This window comes from Bacillus sp. 7705b, assembly GCF_002289525.1.
Lineage (GTDB): Bacteria > Bacillota > Bacilli > Bacillales > Bacillaceae > Bacillus > Bacillus halotolerans.
Genome location: NZ_NSDH01000015.1, coordinates 1 through 14,482, shown reverse-complemented (window position 1 = coordinate 14,482; position 14,482 = coordinate 1). Strand labels below are relative to the sequence as shown.

Annotated in this window: 19 protein-coding genes; 14 read left to right on the top strand and 5 right to left on the bottom strand. The window is 42.0% G+C overall.

Translation table 11 applies throughout. From position 1 onward, the window contains the following. Positions 1 to 32: 32 nt before the first annotated feature. The 3 genes from dnaD to CJU60_RS05220 are packed head-to-tail and all read left to right on the top strand — an operon-like array spanning position 33 to position 1,900. Positions 33 to 731 (top strand): DNA replication protein DnaD, encoded by a 699-nt coding sequence (dnaD, locus tag CJU60_RS05230; RefSeq protein WP_095713168.1) that lies wholly within the window; start codon positions 33 to 35, stop codon positions 729 to 731. An 18-nt stretch (positions 732 to 749) separates the two neighbouring features. Next, complete coding sequence (gene nth, locus CJU60_RS05225; protein ID WP_010334708.1) at positions 750 to 1,409, top strand: endonuclease III; 660 nt, start codon at positions 750 to 752, stop codon at positions 1,407 to 1,409. Next, positions 1,406 to 1,900 carry a YpoC family protein gene (locus CJU60_RS05220; RefSeq protein ID WP_095713167.1) on the top strand — a complete coding sequence of 165 codons (495 nt, stop codon included), beginning with the start codon at positions 1,406 to 1,408 and terminating at the stop codon, positions 1,898 to 1,900. Before nth ends, CJU60_RS05220 begins: the two co-directional genes overlap by 4 nt. A gap of 72 nt (positions 1,901 to 1,972) precedes the next feature. On the opposite strand, the gene CJU60_RS05215 is transcribed toward CJU60_RS05220, so the two are convergent. Together CJU60_RS05215 and recU are read right to left on the bottom strand one after the other, a co-directional pair. Next, on the bottom strand, positions 1,973 to 4,717 hold the full coding sequence (locus CJU60_RS05215) for a PBP1A family penicillin-binding protein (RefSeq protein ID WP_095713166.1): 2,745 nt from the start codon (positions 4,715 to 4,717) through the stop codon (positions 1,973 to 1,975). A 21-nt stretch (positions 4,718 to 4,738) separates the two neighbouring features. Beyond that, on the bottom strand, positions 4,739 to 5,359 hold the full coding sequence (gene recU / locus CJU60_RS05210; RefSeq protein WP_095713165.1) for a Holliday junction resolvase RecU: 621 nt from the start codon (positions 5,357 to 5,359) through the stop codon (positions 4,739 to 4,741). 40 nt (positions 5,360 to 5,399) lie between these two features. On the opposite strand from recU, the gene CJU60_RS05205 reads away from it, so the two are divergent. Beyond that, complete coding sequence (locus CJU60_RS05205; RefSeq protein WP_095713164.1) at positions 5,400 to 6,362, top strand: DUF2515 domain-containing protein; 963 nt, start codon at positions 5,400 to 5,402, stop codon at positions 6,360 to 6,362. A 25-nt stretch (positions 6,363 to 6,387) separates the two neighbouring features. Here CJU60_RS05205 and sspM read toward each other — a convergent pair whose 3' ends face one another. Continuing rightward, entirely contained in the window at positions 6,388 to 6,492 is a 105-nt protein-coding gene (sspM, locus tag CJU60_RS05200; RefSeq protein ID WP_010334703.1) for an acid-soluble spore protein SspM, read from the bottom strand. Between the two features lie 197 nt (positions 6,493 to 6,689). Between sspM and CJU60_RS05195 the strand changes: the two genes are divergently transcribed. Then, positions 6,690 to 6,935: a DUF5446 family protein gene (locus tag CJU60_RS05195; protein ID WP_095713163.1), complete on the top strand. Its 246-nt coding sequence runs from the start codon at positions 6,690 to 6,692 to the stop codon at positions 6,933 to 6,935. A 45-nt stretch (positions 6,936 to 6,980) separates the two neighbouring features. Then, positions 6,981 to 7,352 carry a YppE family protein gene (locus CJU60_RS05190; RefSeq protein WP_024121830.1) on the top strand — a complete coding sequence of 124 codons (372 nt, stop codon included), beginning with the start codon at positions 6,981 to 6,983 and terminating at the stop codon, positions 7,350 to 7,352. A 34-nt stretch (positions 7,353 to 7,386) separates the two neighbouring features. Here CJU60_RS05190 and CJU60_RS05185 read toward each other — a convergent pair whose 3' ends face one another. Then, entirely contained in the window at positions 7,387 to 7,575 is a 189-nt protein-coding gene (locus CJU60_RS05185; protein WP_024121829.1) for a YppF family protein, read from the bottom strand. A 187-nt stretch (positions 7,576 to 7,762) separates the two neighbouring features. On the opposite strand from CJU60_RS05185, the gene CJU60_RS05180 reads away from it, so the two are divergent. Next, positions 7,763 to 8,137 carry a YppG family protein gene (locus tag CJU60_RS05180; protein WP_095713162.1) on the top strand — a complete coding sequence of 125 codons (375 nt, stop codon included), beginning with the start codon at positions 7,763 to 7,765 and terminating at the stop codon, positions 8,135 to 8,137. Between the two features lie 21 nt (positions 8,138 to 8,158). Here CJU60_RS05180 and CJU60_RS05175 read toward each other — a convergent pair whose 3' ends face one another. Then, complete coding sequence (locus tag CJU60_RS05175; RefSeq protein WP_095713161.1) at positions 8,159 to 8,578, bottom strand: Hsp20/alpha crystallin family protein; 420 nt, start codon at positions 8,576 to 8,578, stop codon at positions 8,159 to 8,161. 136 nt (positions 8,579 to 8,714) lie between these two features. Between CJU60_RS05175 and CJU60_RS05170 the strand changes: the two genes are divergently transcribed. The 7 genes from CJU60_RS05170 (at position 8,715) to gpsB (ending at position 14,384) form a co-directional block, all read left to right on the top strand. Then, on the top strand, positions 8,715 to 9,221 hold the full coding sequence (locus CJU60_RS05170) for a PTS sugar transporter subunit IIA (RefSeq protein WP_044155315.1): 507 nt from the start codon (positions 8,715 to 8,717) through the stop codon (positions 9,219 to 9,221). Positions 9,222 to 9,325: 104 nt separating this feature from the next. After that, positions 9,326 to 11,575: an ATP-dependent helicase MrfA gene (gene mrfA, locus CJU60_RS05165; protein WP_095713160.1), complete on the top strand. Its 2,250-nt coding sequence runs from the start codon at positions 9,326 to 9,328 to the stop codon at positions 11,573 to 11,575. 16 nt (positions 11,576 to 11,591) lie between these two features. Next, complete coding sequence (locus tag CJU60_RS05160) at positions 11,592 to 12,833, top strand: ribonuclease H-like domain-containing protein (RefSeq protein WP_095713159.1); 1,242 nt, start codon at positions 11,592 to 11,594, stop codon at positions 12,831 to 12,833. A 100-nt stretch (positions 12,834 to 12,933) separates the two neighbouring features. Beyond that, positions 12,934 to 13,062 carry a hypothetical protein gene (locus CJU60_RS21310; RefSeq protein ID WP_003230707.1) on the top strand — a complete coding sequence of 43 codons (129 nt, stop codon included), beginning with the start codon at positions 12,934 to 12,936 and terminating at the stop codon, positions 13,060 to 13,062. An 84-nt stretch (positions 13,063 to 13,146) separates the two neighbouring features. After that, positions 13,147 to 13,374, top strand: coding sequence for a spore coat protein CotD (gene cotD / locus CJU60_RS05155; RefSeq protein WP_081638329.1), 228 nt, complete (start codon positions 13,147 to 13,149; stop codon positions 13,372 to 13,374). Between the two features lie 89 nt (positions 13,375 to 13,463). Then, positions 13,464 to 14,009, top strand: coding sequence for an SLOG family protein (locus CJU60_RS05150; RefSeq protein ID WP_141243765.1), 546 nt, complete (start codon positions 13,464 to 13,466; stop codon positions 14,007 to 14,009). A 78-nt stretch (positions 14,010 to 14,087) separates the two neighbouring features. Further along, complete coding sequence (gene gpsB, locus CJU60_RS05145; RefSeq protein ID WP_010334692.1) at positions 14,088 to 14,384, top strand: cell division regulator GpsB; 297 nt, start codon at positions 14,088 to 14,090, stop codon at positions 14,382 to 14,384. Positions 14,385 to 14,482: the final 98 nt, after the last annotated feature.

Below are 14,482 nucleotides of genomic sequence, written 5' to 3'. Positions count from 1 at the left end.
AAACACTATCCTTTACAGTAAGAGGTGTAACGATGAAAAAACAGCAATTTATTGATATGCAGGAGATGGGGATGTCGACGATCCCCAATCTTCTGCTGACCCATTATAAACAGCTTGGACTTAATGAAACAGAACTGATTCTGCTGTTGAAAATCAAAATGCATTTAGAAAAGGGATCTTATTTTCCTACACCGCATGAACTGCAGGAAGGCATGACGATTTCTGTTGAAGAATGCACAAACAGATTGCGTATGTTTATCCAAAAGGGTTTTCTGTTTATTGAGGAAGGCGAAGACCAAAACGGCATCAAGTTTGAGAAATATTCACTCCAGCCTTTATGGGGCAAGCTCTATGAGTATATAGAGCTTGCACAGAATCAAACACAAGAAAGAAAAGCAGAAGGGGAACAAAGAAGCCTTTATACGATTTTTGAAGAAGAGTTTGCAAGACCGTTATCTCCTTTGGAGTGTGAAACGCTGGCCATTTGGCAGGATCAGGATCAGCATGATGCACAGCTGATTAAACACGCTTTAAAAGAGGCTGTATTATCAGGAAAACTCAGCTTCCGCTACATTGACCGGATTTTGTTTGAATGGAAGAAAAACGGGCTGAAAACAGTGGAACAGGCCAAAATCCACAGCCAAAAATTCCGGCGTGTTCAAACAAAACAGAATGAACCGCAAAAAGAGTATAAGAGGCAGGTTCCTTTTTACAATTGGCTTGAACAATAAAGTGAAAAGGTGACAATCGTGTTAAATCTAAAACAAATTGAATTCTGTTTAGAGAAGATAGGCGACATGTTTCCCCACGCGGAGTGTGAACTTGTTCATTCCAATCCTTTTGAATTAGTGGTGGCAGTCGCTTTATCTGCGCAATGTACAGACGCACTTGTAAACAGGGTGACCAAAACATTATTTCAAAAATATAAACGGCCGGAAGACTATTTATCTGTTTCTCTGGAAGAGCTTCAGCAGGATATCAAATCAATCGGTCTGTACCGTAATAAAGCAAAAAATATTCAAAAACTGAGTAAAATGATTATTGAAGATTATGGCGGAGAAGTACCGAAGGACCGTGATGAGCTTGTGAAACTCCCAGGAGTTGGCCGGAAGACAGCCAATGTTGTCGTATCTGTTGCCTTTGGCGTACCGGCCATTGCAGTGGATACACACGTCGAGAGGGTCAGCAAGCGTCTGGGAATCTGCCGGTGGAAGGATTCGGTGCTGGAAGTCGAAAAGACACTGATGCGCAAGGTTCCTAAAGAAGATTGGTCCGTTACCCATCATCGTCTCATATTCTTCGGAAGATATCACTGTAAGGCACAATCGCCGCGCTGTGCGGAATGTCCATTGCTTTCTCTGTGCAGAGAAGGGCAGAAGAGAGATAAAAAAGGGCTGGTGAAACGATGACGGCAGCGAATGAATTGTTAGCTTCTTATGAGCAATATTTGCGCAGTCTAGGATACATTGGCTTCTCTGATATCAAGGAACCATTAAGGATTAATCCTTTGTATTTTGACTTCTGCGAGGCCACGCAGGACATATTGCCATGGGAAAACAGCGGCAAGTACGTTCCGTATCTATTTCAAGTGTGGGAAGAAACAAAAGAATCACTTCTCCCTGTATTTCAAACAAGAAAGTCCAGATGCGACCAAAACGACATGCTTAAAGGGATTGTATGTTTACTGGCTTCATTTCATTGGACAGCGGGTGAGCGGGTGATATCGCTGAATTGGTCAGAACTGACAAAGAAATCATTTCCGGCTAAGCCGATTAATTGGGCTGAACGAGTGGAGTTCATTTTGCTGAAGCCGACCCAGTATCATTGCTTTATCCAGCTAGATGAACTTTTTACAGAAATGAAGAAGCATTTCTATAAGCATCACGCGATGAAACGATAAAACCTCCCCTAAAAAGGAGGTTTTTTTGTGCAGAAAAAAGCCACCACCTTTTAAAGGGTGATGGCTTTGTCTTTAATTCGTTTTTTCAGTTGATGATGAATTCGTTTGTGTATTGTCAGATGTATTTGTTTTGTTTTTATCTGTATTAGATCCTGATGAATCATCCGTTGAGTCACCATCTGACGCGTCCTCTTCTTTGCGGCCGTTGTTATTGTTGCTGTTATCGTTAGATTGGTCTTGGTTGCTGTTGTCGGACGGATTGGTGTTCGTGTTGTCTTGTTTTTTGTCTTGATCGTTTGTTGAATCATCTGTCTGATCTTGATCTGTCTGACTGTCATCTGTTTGAGAATCATCAGTTTGTGTGTCATCCTGAGTCTTCTCATCATCTTGATTTTCATCATCCGTTTGCTGCTGGTCTTCTTTATCTTCATCCTCTTCGGCTTTTGGCACTTCATAGGATGTTGACGCTGAACTTTTGCCATCATCACTGACGGCTGTCACTTCGAATTTGTATACAGAGCCTGGCTGCACGCCCGAAATGACTGCTTCTTTTGCAGAGCTGTTTTGAACTTCAGAGTAGCTGCCGCCATCAACAGATTGCTTAACAGCAAAGGTCGCATCTCCGTCGTACTTCCAGCTTAATGTCAATGATTGATTATCTTTATCATATTTCACATTTAAACCAGACAGTTTTGCTGTTTCTTCTTTCTCTTCTTTCTCATATGTTTTAGAAACAGTAGAAGGAGATGTACCTTTTACAAAGTACTCTGTGACCTTTTTATCGCTTGGCGTATTCGGCCCTGCCAGTTTTGCCGGATTAGAGCCTTTTTCCACAGTCGCTTCCACTACGCTATCAGGTTTCTCAAATGATCCGCTTCCGTCATCGACATCGGCAATGAGCTGGGCGAAGATGCGTTTTGCAACTTTTTGCTCTTCTGCTGAAAGAGATTTCTTTCCAGCTTCGTTTTCTCCCATACCTGTCCAGACGGCTGCTGTATATTGCGGTGTGTAGCCGACAAACCAAGAATCTCGGGCACCGTCGCTTGCGATATTGTACCTTTGGATTTCACTTTCTTCAAAGTTGGTCGTCCCTGTTTTTCCTGCTACTTCTACACCGGGTACTTGTGCAAGCTGTCCAGTACCTGTCTTAACAGCTGTTTTCAGCATATCTGTAATCATAAACGCAGTATAATCGCTCATTGCTGACTTTGATTTTGGTGTTAAGTCAAGCTTCGTGCCATCGTTAAATTCAATAGACTTTACAAAATGCGGTTCATTATATGTTCCGTTATTTCCGAAGGCGCTGTATGCTCCTGCCATCGTCAGTGAAGAGACACCAACATTGCCTTTTCCGAATCCACCGATAGAATACGATTCATATACTTTATCTTTATCTAATCCTAGTCCCAATCCGTTAGCAAAGTCTACAGCAGCATCTCTACCCACTGCTTGGTATGCTTTTAAAGCAGGAATGTTCCGAGATTGCGCAAGTGCTTCACGCATAGACATTAGTTCTTTATATTTGTGGTCAAAGTTACGGATCGGTGTTCCATCAGAATACGTATAAGCTGAGTCATCAATTTGTTCGTATGTGGACCATTTTTTATTTTCAATAACTGGACCGTAGTCGAGAATAGGCTTAATGGTAGACCCAGGCTGTCGCTGAGCTTGGGTCGCGTAATTGTAGCCACCAACCGTAGAATTTCTTCCCGCACCAATCGCGCGGACTTCTCCGGTTTTTGTATCGAGAAGCGTTACACCGCCCTGCATGCCTTCAGTAAATCCGACAGTGTCTCCGTCCATTAATTCATCAAGTTTGTCTTGTGCTTTTGTATCTAATGTCGTATAAATCTTTAATCCGTCAGTACCTGGATTGACATCAGATTTTTCTTCAATTTCTTTCATGACTTCTTCAACAAACGCACTGTATTTATTTGAATTTGTTTTTTCATATTCTTTCTGTGATACAACGCCTTCATCTTTCACTGCCACTTTTTTCGCTTTGTTATATTGAGAATCAGAAATGAATCCTTGTTTTTTCATGAGACTGAGTACGATGTTCCGTCTTTTTTCCGCTTTATCCGGGTTTTTAACGGGATTGTACGCCGTTGGGCTTTGCGGCATACCCGCAAGTGTCGCAGCCTGTTCCACAGTCAATTTGCTTAAATCTGTGACGCCGAAAAATTCTTCCGCCGCTTTTCCGATTCCGTATGCTCTAGGAGAAAAATAAATCCGGTTTAAATACATTTCTAAAATTTCATCTTTAGAGTAATTGCGTTCAAGCTGAATCGATAGCCAAACTTCCTGCACCTTCCGTTTCAGCGTCTTTTGATGAGAAAGAAGGGAGTTCTTGACGACTTGCTGTGTGATCGTACTTCCGCCTTCAGCCCCGAAGCCATCTGTAAAGTTGGCGACTAAGGCGCCTCCGATACGGACAGGATCAATCCCGTGGTGCTCATAAAAACGGGCATCCTCTGTCGCAATAAAGGCTTCTTTTACAACATCGGGAATTTCATCTATCGAGACATAGGACCGCTTTTCGGAGCCGTATTCAGCGATTTCTTTTCCGTTTTTATCATAAATTGTCGATGAATAAGGCGTCTTCAATTTGTTTTCGTCCAGTGATGGCGCATCAGAAACCATGACGGCAAATGTTACAGCACCGCCGACTACGCCTAAAACAAACAGAATGAGTAAAGTGAATAGCGTCTTTTTAAACAATCCGCCTTTTTTTCGTTTCTTGCCTTTTTTCGGTGAAGGGCTCGACTTGCTGTTCGCTTTACGTCGAGCTTCACGACTCGTAAATTGATCTGACATAACATCTCAACCTTTCGTTAATCAACCTTTCGCACTAGATGATGGCGAAAAATAAAGCTGCTCAATAATACTAATATAATCAATTCTTGGCGCGTATCCAAGAGAAATCGGATAAGCTGCTTCCTCTAACTCATCTTTTCGAATGGATTTTCTGCCGTTTTTTTCTTTTCTTTCCCAGAAATAAAACAGCCTATCGGCTTCTAAAAAATAAACCTGACCGAAAGCGGATATAATAACAAAACAAATACCGTCTTGAGCCTTTACCTGCTTCATATGCTCAATTTGATGGTCATGGAAATTCTGCAGGGGGAAAGAGGTTTTGTTTTTTGTCTCTTTCGCCTCAAAGTCAATGTACCGCCCTTTATAAATTCCGTTATAATCTGTTGTCGATGATTGTTTAAAATAGGCTTCTTTTATGACTGCAGCGCTTCTTTTTGGATAATGGACATTTACAATTTGAACAGGTGTCGGCTTTTTGTGTATCACGGCAATTTGGTTTGTCAGATAATACTTATTCGTTTCGTTTAAGTCATCTTCGAGGGTCATTCCGCGATTACTGTAAGATGGCGCTCTTTTATGACTGTTTTGGGATGAAACCGGATGTTTCGGCTGAAACGTTTTTCCGTTAGGATACCGAATCACTTTCTCATCCTCCTTATTAAACTATTAGTGACGGAAGTGAATGAACGTGCAAGAACAACAGGCCATCAGAAAGCTTCTTCGCCGGATTGAGCGGCAGACGGCAGTCGAAAACGCCGATAATATTTCAAGAACGAATGCTTACAAAGCATTCTATGACCGCCATCCAGAAATTAAATGGTCACTCTTAGCTTCCTTCGTTTCACGCAATGCCGGCTGGTCAATGACTGATTTAAAGGGCAGTCTGTTTCAGCTTGGTCTGCGTGAGTCACAGCAAAGGTGGTTCTTTTTGGCCTACGAGAGAGCGAATTGGCTCATCTTTTCAGATGCCTATCCGCAGCTTCTTTTGTACCACTGGTCTGTAAAAACCGGGAAGCCCCTGTTCAACTATCTGCAATTGTTTGGCGTATCACAATTTATGACAGAAGAGTGGACCCGTTTTTGGCATGAACGAAACACGGAGCGGCTCATGTATGCTCTCATTATAAATGAACAAAACACTATCCAAACACCTATTATACAAAATCCTTCGTTCAAAAAGAACGTTTTTGGCACGATTCCTTTTTATTTAAGTGACTGGTTTCATTTCAACACCGTTATTTTTCCTTCTTCAGACGGCATTCTCTACGGTATTTCGGCCAAGCGTTTTTCTAAAACTGAAGAAAGGATAAGGCTTGGAAAACAGCTGTCACAATTGCTGTTCAGTCCGGAACTGTTTTCTTCTTTTTATGACTTTTTGCACACAGTGCCGCATACAGGCTCCCGTTTTGATATGGAAAAAATGATCGGAATCACAAAAAGGACATCTCCTATGCTAAGGACATGCTACCCTGAATTAACTCACTCATTAGACGGAAAGAAAACAGATTGGTTTCATGGAAAGATAAAGAAAGGCCTCTTTGCACGGGAGGCATTGCCGCGGCAGATAGAATTGACCGACTGGTATGTAAATAAAAAACGTCAGCTGCATGCGCTCTTTGCGGTGGAGCATTGGCTGAAGAAATAAAAGAAGCAAGGAATTTCCTTGCTTCTTACGTAGAAGGACGGTTCGGGCCGCCTAGTTTTTTATCTAAAGAATCAACTGCTTTTGATTCCGTCTTTTTTTGCTGGCCGGCTTTTTTCGGTCTGGATTTCATACGGCACCTCCTCACAAGTATCGTGTGCATTAAGCGTGAGGATCATACAATTTTTGCGTGTCTTTTTGTCGAAAACTTCAGCTTTTCGTGGAATACCTGTTTGTTTGGCGATTTGCTTCTAGTTTTGTCATGCGGAAGGATTGCGCCGTGCGAGCAAAGAATTTAACCGGGAGAGAAGAGTAAAGGGAGGAACACAAATGTCCGGTTACGTAAGCAAGACAGATATTCTCCGAATGCTTTCTGATATAGAAACTGAAATAAACTGTGCTGAACAGAGCCTTAGCCGTTCTATAGATGTATTCGAGGCTGAAATGCGTGAAACGGAGGACGAACGTTTGAGTGTTCTGGAAGAAGAAATCATGGATCTTCATATATGTATAAACGAACTGTACCGATCCCCTCAAGAGAGGTATGCTGTGGACAAGGTATACCGTATCGGCTGAATTTATGAGCAAAATTTGGTACGATAAGCTTTGAGGTGAAGGATGTTGCAACCACAAACATTGCTGAAAGTTACCGAGCAGATGATTGAAGCCGCTGAAACAGGTGCTGCACGATATCAGGAAGGGAAAGAAAATAACCACTCGTACGATTTTTTTGAGACGATAAAGCCTGCTGTGGAGGAGAATGATGCCCTGGCAGCTCACTGGGCGGAAGGGACACTTGAATTTATAAAGGCTCGCCGCCCCAAATATGTGCATGCTGAGCAAATAGAGACCGCAAAAGATAATTTCCTGGAATTGATTCTTCAATCATATGTTCATCACATTCATAAAAAGCGATTCAAAGACATCACTGAATCAGTCATTTACACATTGCAGACAGTGAGGGATGAAATTGCAAGTGAAGACAGCCAATAAAGCTGTCTTCATTTTTATTATAGGGGGCCGGACATTAATTCAGCTCATATGCCGGGCTTTCTGCTCCATTTGCTTCCAGAACCTTCATACTGTTACGAAATTCAGTTGCGTTGAAGTGTCCTTGAATATAGAGGAACTTGGCAAAGTCCATCAGTTTATTCACACAGTCTGTTTCATATTTCTTCATTTCTGCAAAACGTTTGCTTAAGTATGATACGTTCATTATGGTGCATCCCCTCTCATCTGTATTGAAAATATGGTATCATAATGATTCGACTTTTTTCTGTTTTTAAAAAATTTAAACTTTCGACACAATTTGACAAACACGCTTGATGGCATCAGACACAAACAAAAGAAATGATTCATACATATATAGGAGAGAAACTGTTGAGTCTAGGGGGGAAATCGCAATGAAAAGGAGACCTCAAAACGATCCTCGGCAATTGGGTTATTATTACCCTCAGCAAGTGCAGGGATATTATCAGCAGAATGCGCCTGTTCATTCTGAACAGTACGTTCCGCAGCATTACGGACAACAGGAGTTTTATCAGCTGTATATTCCGCCTCAGTCTATGCCTATGCAGCCGCCGGTATTTCCTAATCCTTATCCTATTCCGAGACCGAATCAGCAGCAGCCTTCACAGGTTCAAAGTATTATGTCACAATTCAAAAAAGCGAACGGGCAGTTTGACTTTAATAAAATGATGGATACGACAGGCCAAGTCATGAGTGCCATGAATCAAGTCGGCTCATTAATAAAGGGATTTACCAGCTTTTTCAAATAACAGAAGCATGAATGAATCAAATCATTCATGCTTATTTGTTGGGAAGAAAAGCGTCATTGTCTGCTCACTCCATGACGTTACCATTTCTTCCTGGTGTACCTCATAAGGCAGCTGTACGGTTCTTGTCATGCTTGTTAATGTGGAGGCGTTTTGCTCCTTCTGTTTTTCCTGAAGCGTTACATGGAGGTACCGGGACTTAATGTCGATGAGAATCTCGCCGTCTCGAAACGTTGCAGGAATTGTGATATCGACATACAGCCCGTCATCACTTTCTCTGACGTCTATCGTTGTCTGTACATCTTTGAAACTAGAGTCGATCAAGTTTTGAAAACCATGTAGAAGATTTCCTAATGCAGAAGACTGAAACAGATGGTCCATTGCTTGATTGATGATCTCTTCTTTCTTAGACAATTCATTCTTTTTGTCATCTTTACATTCCAAATGAGCCACCGCCTTTTTTTATCAGACTATGCGTTTGTGCCGGATGTTGTTATAAATTGAAGCGAAATTGAAAGTGTGGTTAAATAGGTGGTGAATGAAGGGATAACGGTTGATGAATTGGAAGGGAGATAACACATTGCTGAAAAAATTATTCGGAATGGGAAAATCAGAGGAAAAAATTACGGAAGAGGTCATCTATTCTCCGGCAGACGGGACGGTAATGGATCTGACAGATGTGCCGGATCCTGTTTTTTCACAAAAAATGATGGGCGAAGGAATTGCAGTTGAACCCTCTAATGGTGAAATTGTTTCACCTGCTGAAGGTGAAGTGATTCAGCTGTTTCATACAAAACACGCCGTGGGCATCCGGACACGTTCGGGAATCGAGCTGTTAATTCACGTCGGATTAGAAACCGTAAATATGAATGGAGAAGGATTTACCGCTCATATTAAAGAAGGTGACAAAGTAAAGGTCGGCGACCCGCTCATCACGTGTGATTTGGAGTTAATAAAAGAAAAAGCGAGCAGCACAGTCATCCCAATCGTCATTATGAATGGGGAAGCTGTGGAAACAATAGAGCCTGCAGGCGAAAAGGCTGCACATAAAGGCGAAACAAAGCTGCTCACAATAAGAGCGAAATAAGCAGGGCGGATGCCTTGCTTTTTTGTTGTCCGATTGTATAAAATTTGCACCTAGCCATGCAAACAAATATTCGGTAAACTGTACTTGATAAAGAGGTGTAAAGAATGAAAAAGAAATCACTGACTGAACTCATTTCTGAATTGAAAGGAAATGAAAACGTTGTGAACTGGCATGAAATTGAGCCTCGTGAAGCAAGGACAAGACCGATGCCTGAACGTATAGATGAGAGACTCAAAACAGCCCTTTCCAAAAGAGGAATTGATGCCTTATATACCCACCAATATGCCGCTTTTCAATATGTGCAAAAAGGTGAAAGCATTGTAACTGTAACGCCTACGGCATCCGGGAAGACATTATGCTACAACCTGCCTGTCCTGCAATCTATCGCTGAGGACGATACAAACCGGGCGTTATATTTATTTCCTACTAAAGCGCTGGCTCAGGATCAAAAAAGTGAACTCAATGAAATCATTGATGAGATGGGCATTGATATTAAAAGTTTTACATATGACGGAGATACATCTCCAGCGATCAGACAAAAAGTCAGAAAAGCAGGGCACATTGTGATTACAAACCCTGATATGCTCCACTCGGCCATTCTTCCGCATCATACAAAATGGGTGAGTCTGTTTGAAAACCTTAAATATATTGTGATAGACGAGCTGCACACGTATCGCGGTGTATTCGGAAGCCATGTGGCAAATGTAATCCGCCGGCTGAAACGGATCTGTCGGTTTTATGGAAGTGACCCGATCTTTATTTGTACCTCGGCAACGATCGCGAATCCAAAGGAATTGGGAGAGCAGCTGACCGGAAACTCAATGAGGCTGGTCGATGACAACGGAGCGCCAAGCGGACGGAAGCACTTTGTATTTTATAATCCGCCAATTGTTAATCAGCCGCTTAACATCAGAAAAAGCGCAACAGTAGAAGTAAACGAGCTGGCGAAAGAGTTCCTGAAGAACAAAGTGCAGACCATTGTTTTTGCCAGAAGCAGAGTCCGGGTGGAAATTATTTTAAGCCATATTCAAGAGCTTGTGAAAAAAGAGATCGGGACAAAGTCAATCAGAGGCTATCGGGGAGGCTATCTTCCGAAAGAGCGGAGAGAAATCGAAAGAGGGTTAAGAGAAGGCGAGATTTTAGGAGTTGTCAGTACGAATGCCTTAGAGCTTGGTGTTGATATCGGACAGCTGCAAGTGTGTGTGATGACGGGTTATCCTGGAAGTGTGGCAAGTGCATGGCAGCAGGCGGGACGAGCCGGCAGAAGGCACGGTGAGTCTTTGATTATCATGGTCGCCAATTCAACACCGATTGACCAATATATTGTGCGCCATCCTGAATACTTTTTTGACCGTTCGCCGGAATCGGCAAGAATCAACCCGGAGAATCTAATTATTTTAGTTGATCACTTAAAATGCGCTTCTTATGAACTTCCTTTTAAAGCCGATGAAGAGTTTGGGCCGCTGGACGTCAGTGATATTCTCGAGTACCTTCAGGAAGAAGGTGTCCTGCACCGCAATGGGGAACGTTATCATTGGGCAAACGAATCGTTTCCTGCTTCCAATATCAGTCTGCGTTCGGCTTCACAAGAAAATGTGGTCATTGTCGATCAAACGGATATTGCGAATGTGAGAATCATCGGTGAAATGGATCGGTTTAGTGCGATGACGCTTCTTCATGATGAAGCGATTTATTTGCATGAAGGCGTGCAATTCCAAGTGGAAAAGCTTGATTGGGATCATAAAAAGGCTTATGTCAGAAGAGTTGATGTGGAATATTACACGGATGCCAATCTGGCAGTCCAGCTGAAGGTGCTGGAAATTGACAAAACAAAAGAGAGGAGCCGTACATCCCTACATTACGGCGATGTTACGGTAAATGCATTGCCCACTATTTTTAAAAAGATTAAGATGACTACTTTTGAAAATATCGGATCAGGCCCTATCCATTTACCGGAAGAAGAACTCCACACGAGTGCGGCTTGGCTTGAAATCAAAACAATTGATGAAGACATTGGAGAAAAGACACTCGAACAGCTGCTTCTCGGCATATCGAATGTTTTGCAGCATATTGTCCCTGTGTATATTATGTGTGACCGAAATGATGTCCATGTCGTTTCGCAAATCAAAGCTGCCCATACCGGTTTGCCAACGGTATTTTTGTACGACCATTATCCGGGCGGAATCGGCTTAGCAGAGGAAGTCTTTACACGGTTTGCTGACATTAATAAAGCGGCTAAGCGGCTGATAAAACAATGTCCTTGTCATGATGGCTGTCCGTCTTGTATAGGTACTGAAATAGAAGGAATAAAAGCCAAGGAACGAATTTTGCAGCTGTTGGACCAAATGTCATAAGGAAAGGAGGTTAGGCATGTCGTTAAAAGGAAAACTCCAGCGTATGAAAAAGCATATGGTGCTGGAGGAAGCAGAACACAAGATAGAAGAGAATGGGACCTCAGACATTCGCTCTGATATACCGTTTCTTAAAGAGTGGGAGGCTTATGGCGTGAAGCCTTTCTTCTTTGAGGATGAATACTGTCTGATCAGGGAAGTAGAATATCCGCTCTCCCATCGGCACGGACATTACTGTTTTTCCGAGCTTGATGAAGTCATCGCGTTATGGAATAAAAGCAGCCTGTCGCATACACTATCTGCAAAAGGATATGAAAACAACAGCCTCTTTTTCTTTGATACAGAAACAACAGGTCTTGGCGGTGGAGCCGGCAATACGATTTTTTTGCTCGGCCATGCAAGGGTATATAAAGATCGAGTGGTAATCAAACAGCATCTTCTGCCCAAACCGGGGAATGAAGTCGCCTTGTATCAGAGCTTTTTAAGCGAGGTTGATATTACATCACTTGTTACCTACAACGGAAAAGCTTTTGATTGGCCGCAGGTAAAAACAAGGCATACACTGATTCGTGACAGAGTTCCGAAGCTCCCGGAATTCGGGCATTTTGACCTCTTGCATGGAGCAAGGCGTTTGTGGAAGCACAAAATGGAACGCGTGTCGCTTGGCTCAGTTGAAAAAGAAGAGCTCGGCGTACGCAGAAAAGAAGACACCCCGGGCTATTTGGCACCGATGCTGTACTTTCATTTTATTAAGGCACAGGAACCGGATCTTTTAAAGGGTGTGCTGCACCATAACGAGATGGATGTGCTGTCGTTAATTTCACTGTACATTCATATGTCAAAGAAAATTCTTTCCGCTTCTGATATGCCAAAAGAGCATGATGAAGCTTACGCAATGGCGAAATGGTTTATGGCCCATAAGGAAACAGGCCAAGCAGTCAATCAGCTTGAAAGACTTAAAGAAAAGTCATTTGAAAATAAAGACAGAGCTCTTTTAGATTTATCAATGCTGTACAAAAAACAAAACCGCCTAGAAGATGCAGTCCCGCTTTGGGAGAAACTATCTCATTCTCAGCACCAAAAATGCAGGTACACTTCAGCGATAGAGCTTGCGAAATATTTTGAGCATAAGAAAAAGGAATACGGGAAAGCTTTACATACAGCTGAACAATTACTTGCCGATGAGGCATCCTTATCAGAAAAAGAAACGGAAAATCTGCACGTGAGAATTGCCCGTCTGAAGAGGAAATATTCCTTTTAAATATTCCCCGGGAAAGCGCAAAAGACGACTTCTTTCGCCATGAAATTTTTTTGCTGGATTCACATCGATTTTGTTGTAGAATACCGGCGAATCCTGTAAAATGACGTTAGTTATTTTTAAAGGGAGAGTTGGTATGTATAAGGGTGTTTTTTATTTGTTCTTCGTCGTTGTGTTTTTGATTGCTTTCGTATTTTCAAACTTTAAAGACAGCTTAATTGCACACTTTTAAAATAGGTCTTTGCATCAGAACATGTACCCTCTATTTTTCATAGCTTAGTATTGTAATAAAGTTTATGGAAAGGGGATTTAAATCATGCATCACTGCAGACCGCACATGATGGCGCCGATTGTCCATCCTACTCATTGCTGTGAACACCATACGTTTTCAAAAACAATCGTGCCGCACATTCACCCACAGCACACAACAAACGTAAATCACCAGCATTTCCAGCACGTTCACTACTTTCCACACACTTTCTCAAATGTTGATCCGGCTACGCATCAGCATTTTCAAGCAGGAAGACCTTGTTGCGATTACTAGTATGGAAACGTGCAGCTTGATGGTGTAAACCAACGCAGCACATAAAATGGGGCCCAATGGGAGCCCCATTTTTTAAAGCAGGTGAAAAGATGAAAGTATTAGCAATAACAGGATATAAACCGTTTGAACTCGGGATATTTAAACAGGATGACAAGGCGCTGTATTACATAAAAAAAGCCATTAAGAACCGGCTGATTGCTTTTTTGGATGAAGGATTAGAATGGATTTTAATTTCAGGGCAGCTTGGAACGGAACTCTGGTCGGCCGAAGTTGCATATGATTTGCAAGAAGAATACCCTGACTTAAAGGTTGCTGTCATCACACCATTTTACGAGCAGGAAAAGAACTGGAAAGAACCGAATAAGGAACTGTATGAAGCTGTTCTGGCCCAGGCGGACTACGAGGAAAGCCTGACTCATCGTCCGTATGAAAGCCCGCTTCAGTTTAAACAAAAAAATCAGTTCTTCATTGATAAGTCTGACGCGCTTATGCTTTTATTTGACTCTGAAATGGCAGGTTCCCCAAAGTATATGCTTGAGACAGCTGAAAAAAGACGCGAACAGGATGGCTATCCGATCTACTTTATCACAATGGATGATCTGAGAGTGACAGTAGAGGAAGACAGCTTCTCATAACAAAGAAAGAGAAATTTGACAATCGTCCAGATTTCTGAAAAAATATAAGATGATGATTCACGATACGAGGTGAAAAAGATGCTTGCTGATAAAGTAAAGCTTTCTGCGAAAGACATTTTGGAAAAAGAATTTAAAACAGGCGTTAGAGGTTACAAACAAGAAGACGTTGACAAATTTTTAGATATGATCATTAAGGATTATGAAACCTTCCATCAAGAAATTGAAGAACTGCAGCAGGAAAATTTGCAGCTGAAAAAACAGCTTGAAGAAGCCAGCAAAAAACAGCCAGTGCAATCAAACACCACGAACTTTGATATCTTAAAACGGCTGTCTAACTTAGAAAAGCATGTTTTTGGCAGCAAGCTTTATGATTGATCTGCGCTTGTAAAAAATGGCGCTTGTAAATGACAATCAGTTGTTATATAATAATTCATGTTCTTAACGTTCGGGTAATCGCTGCAGATCTTGAATCT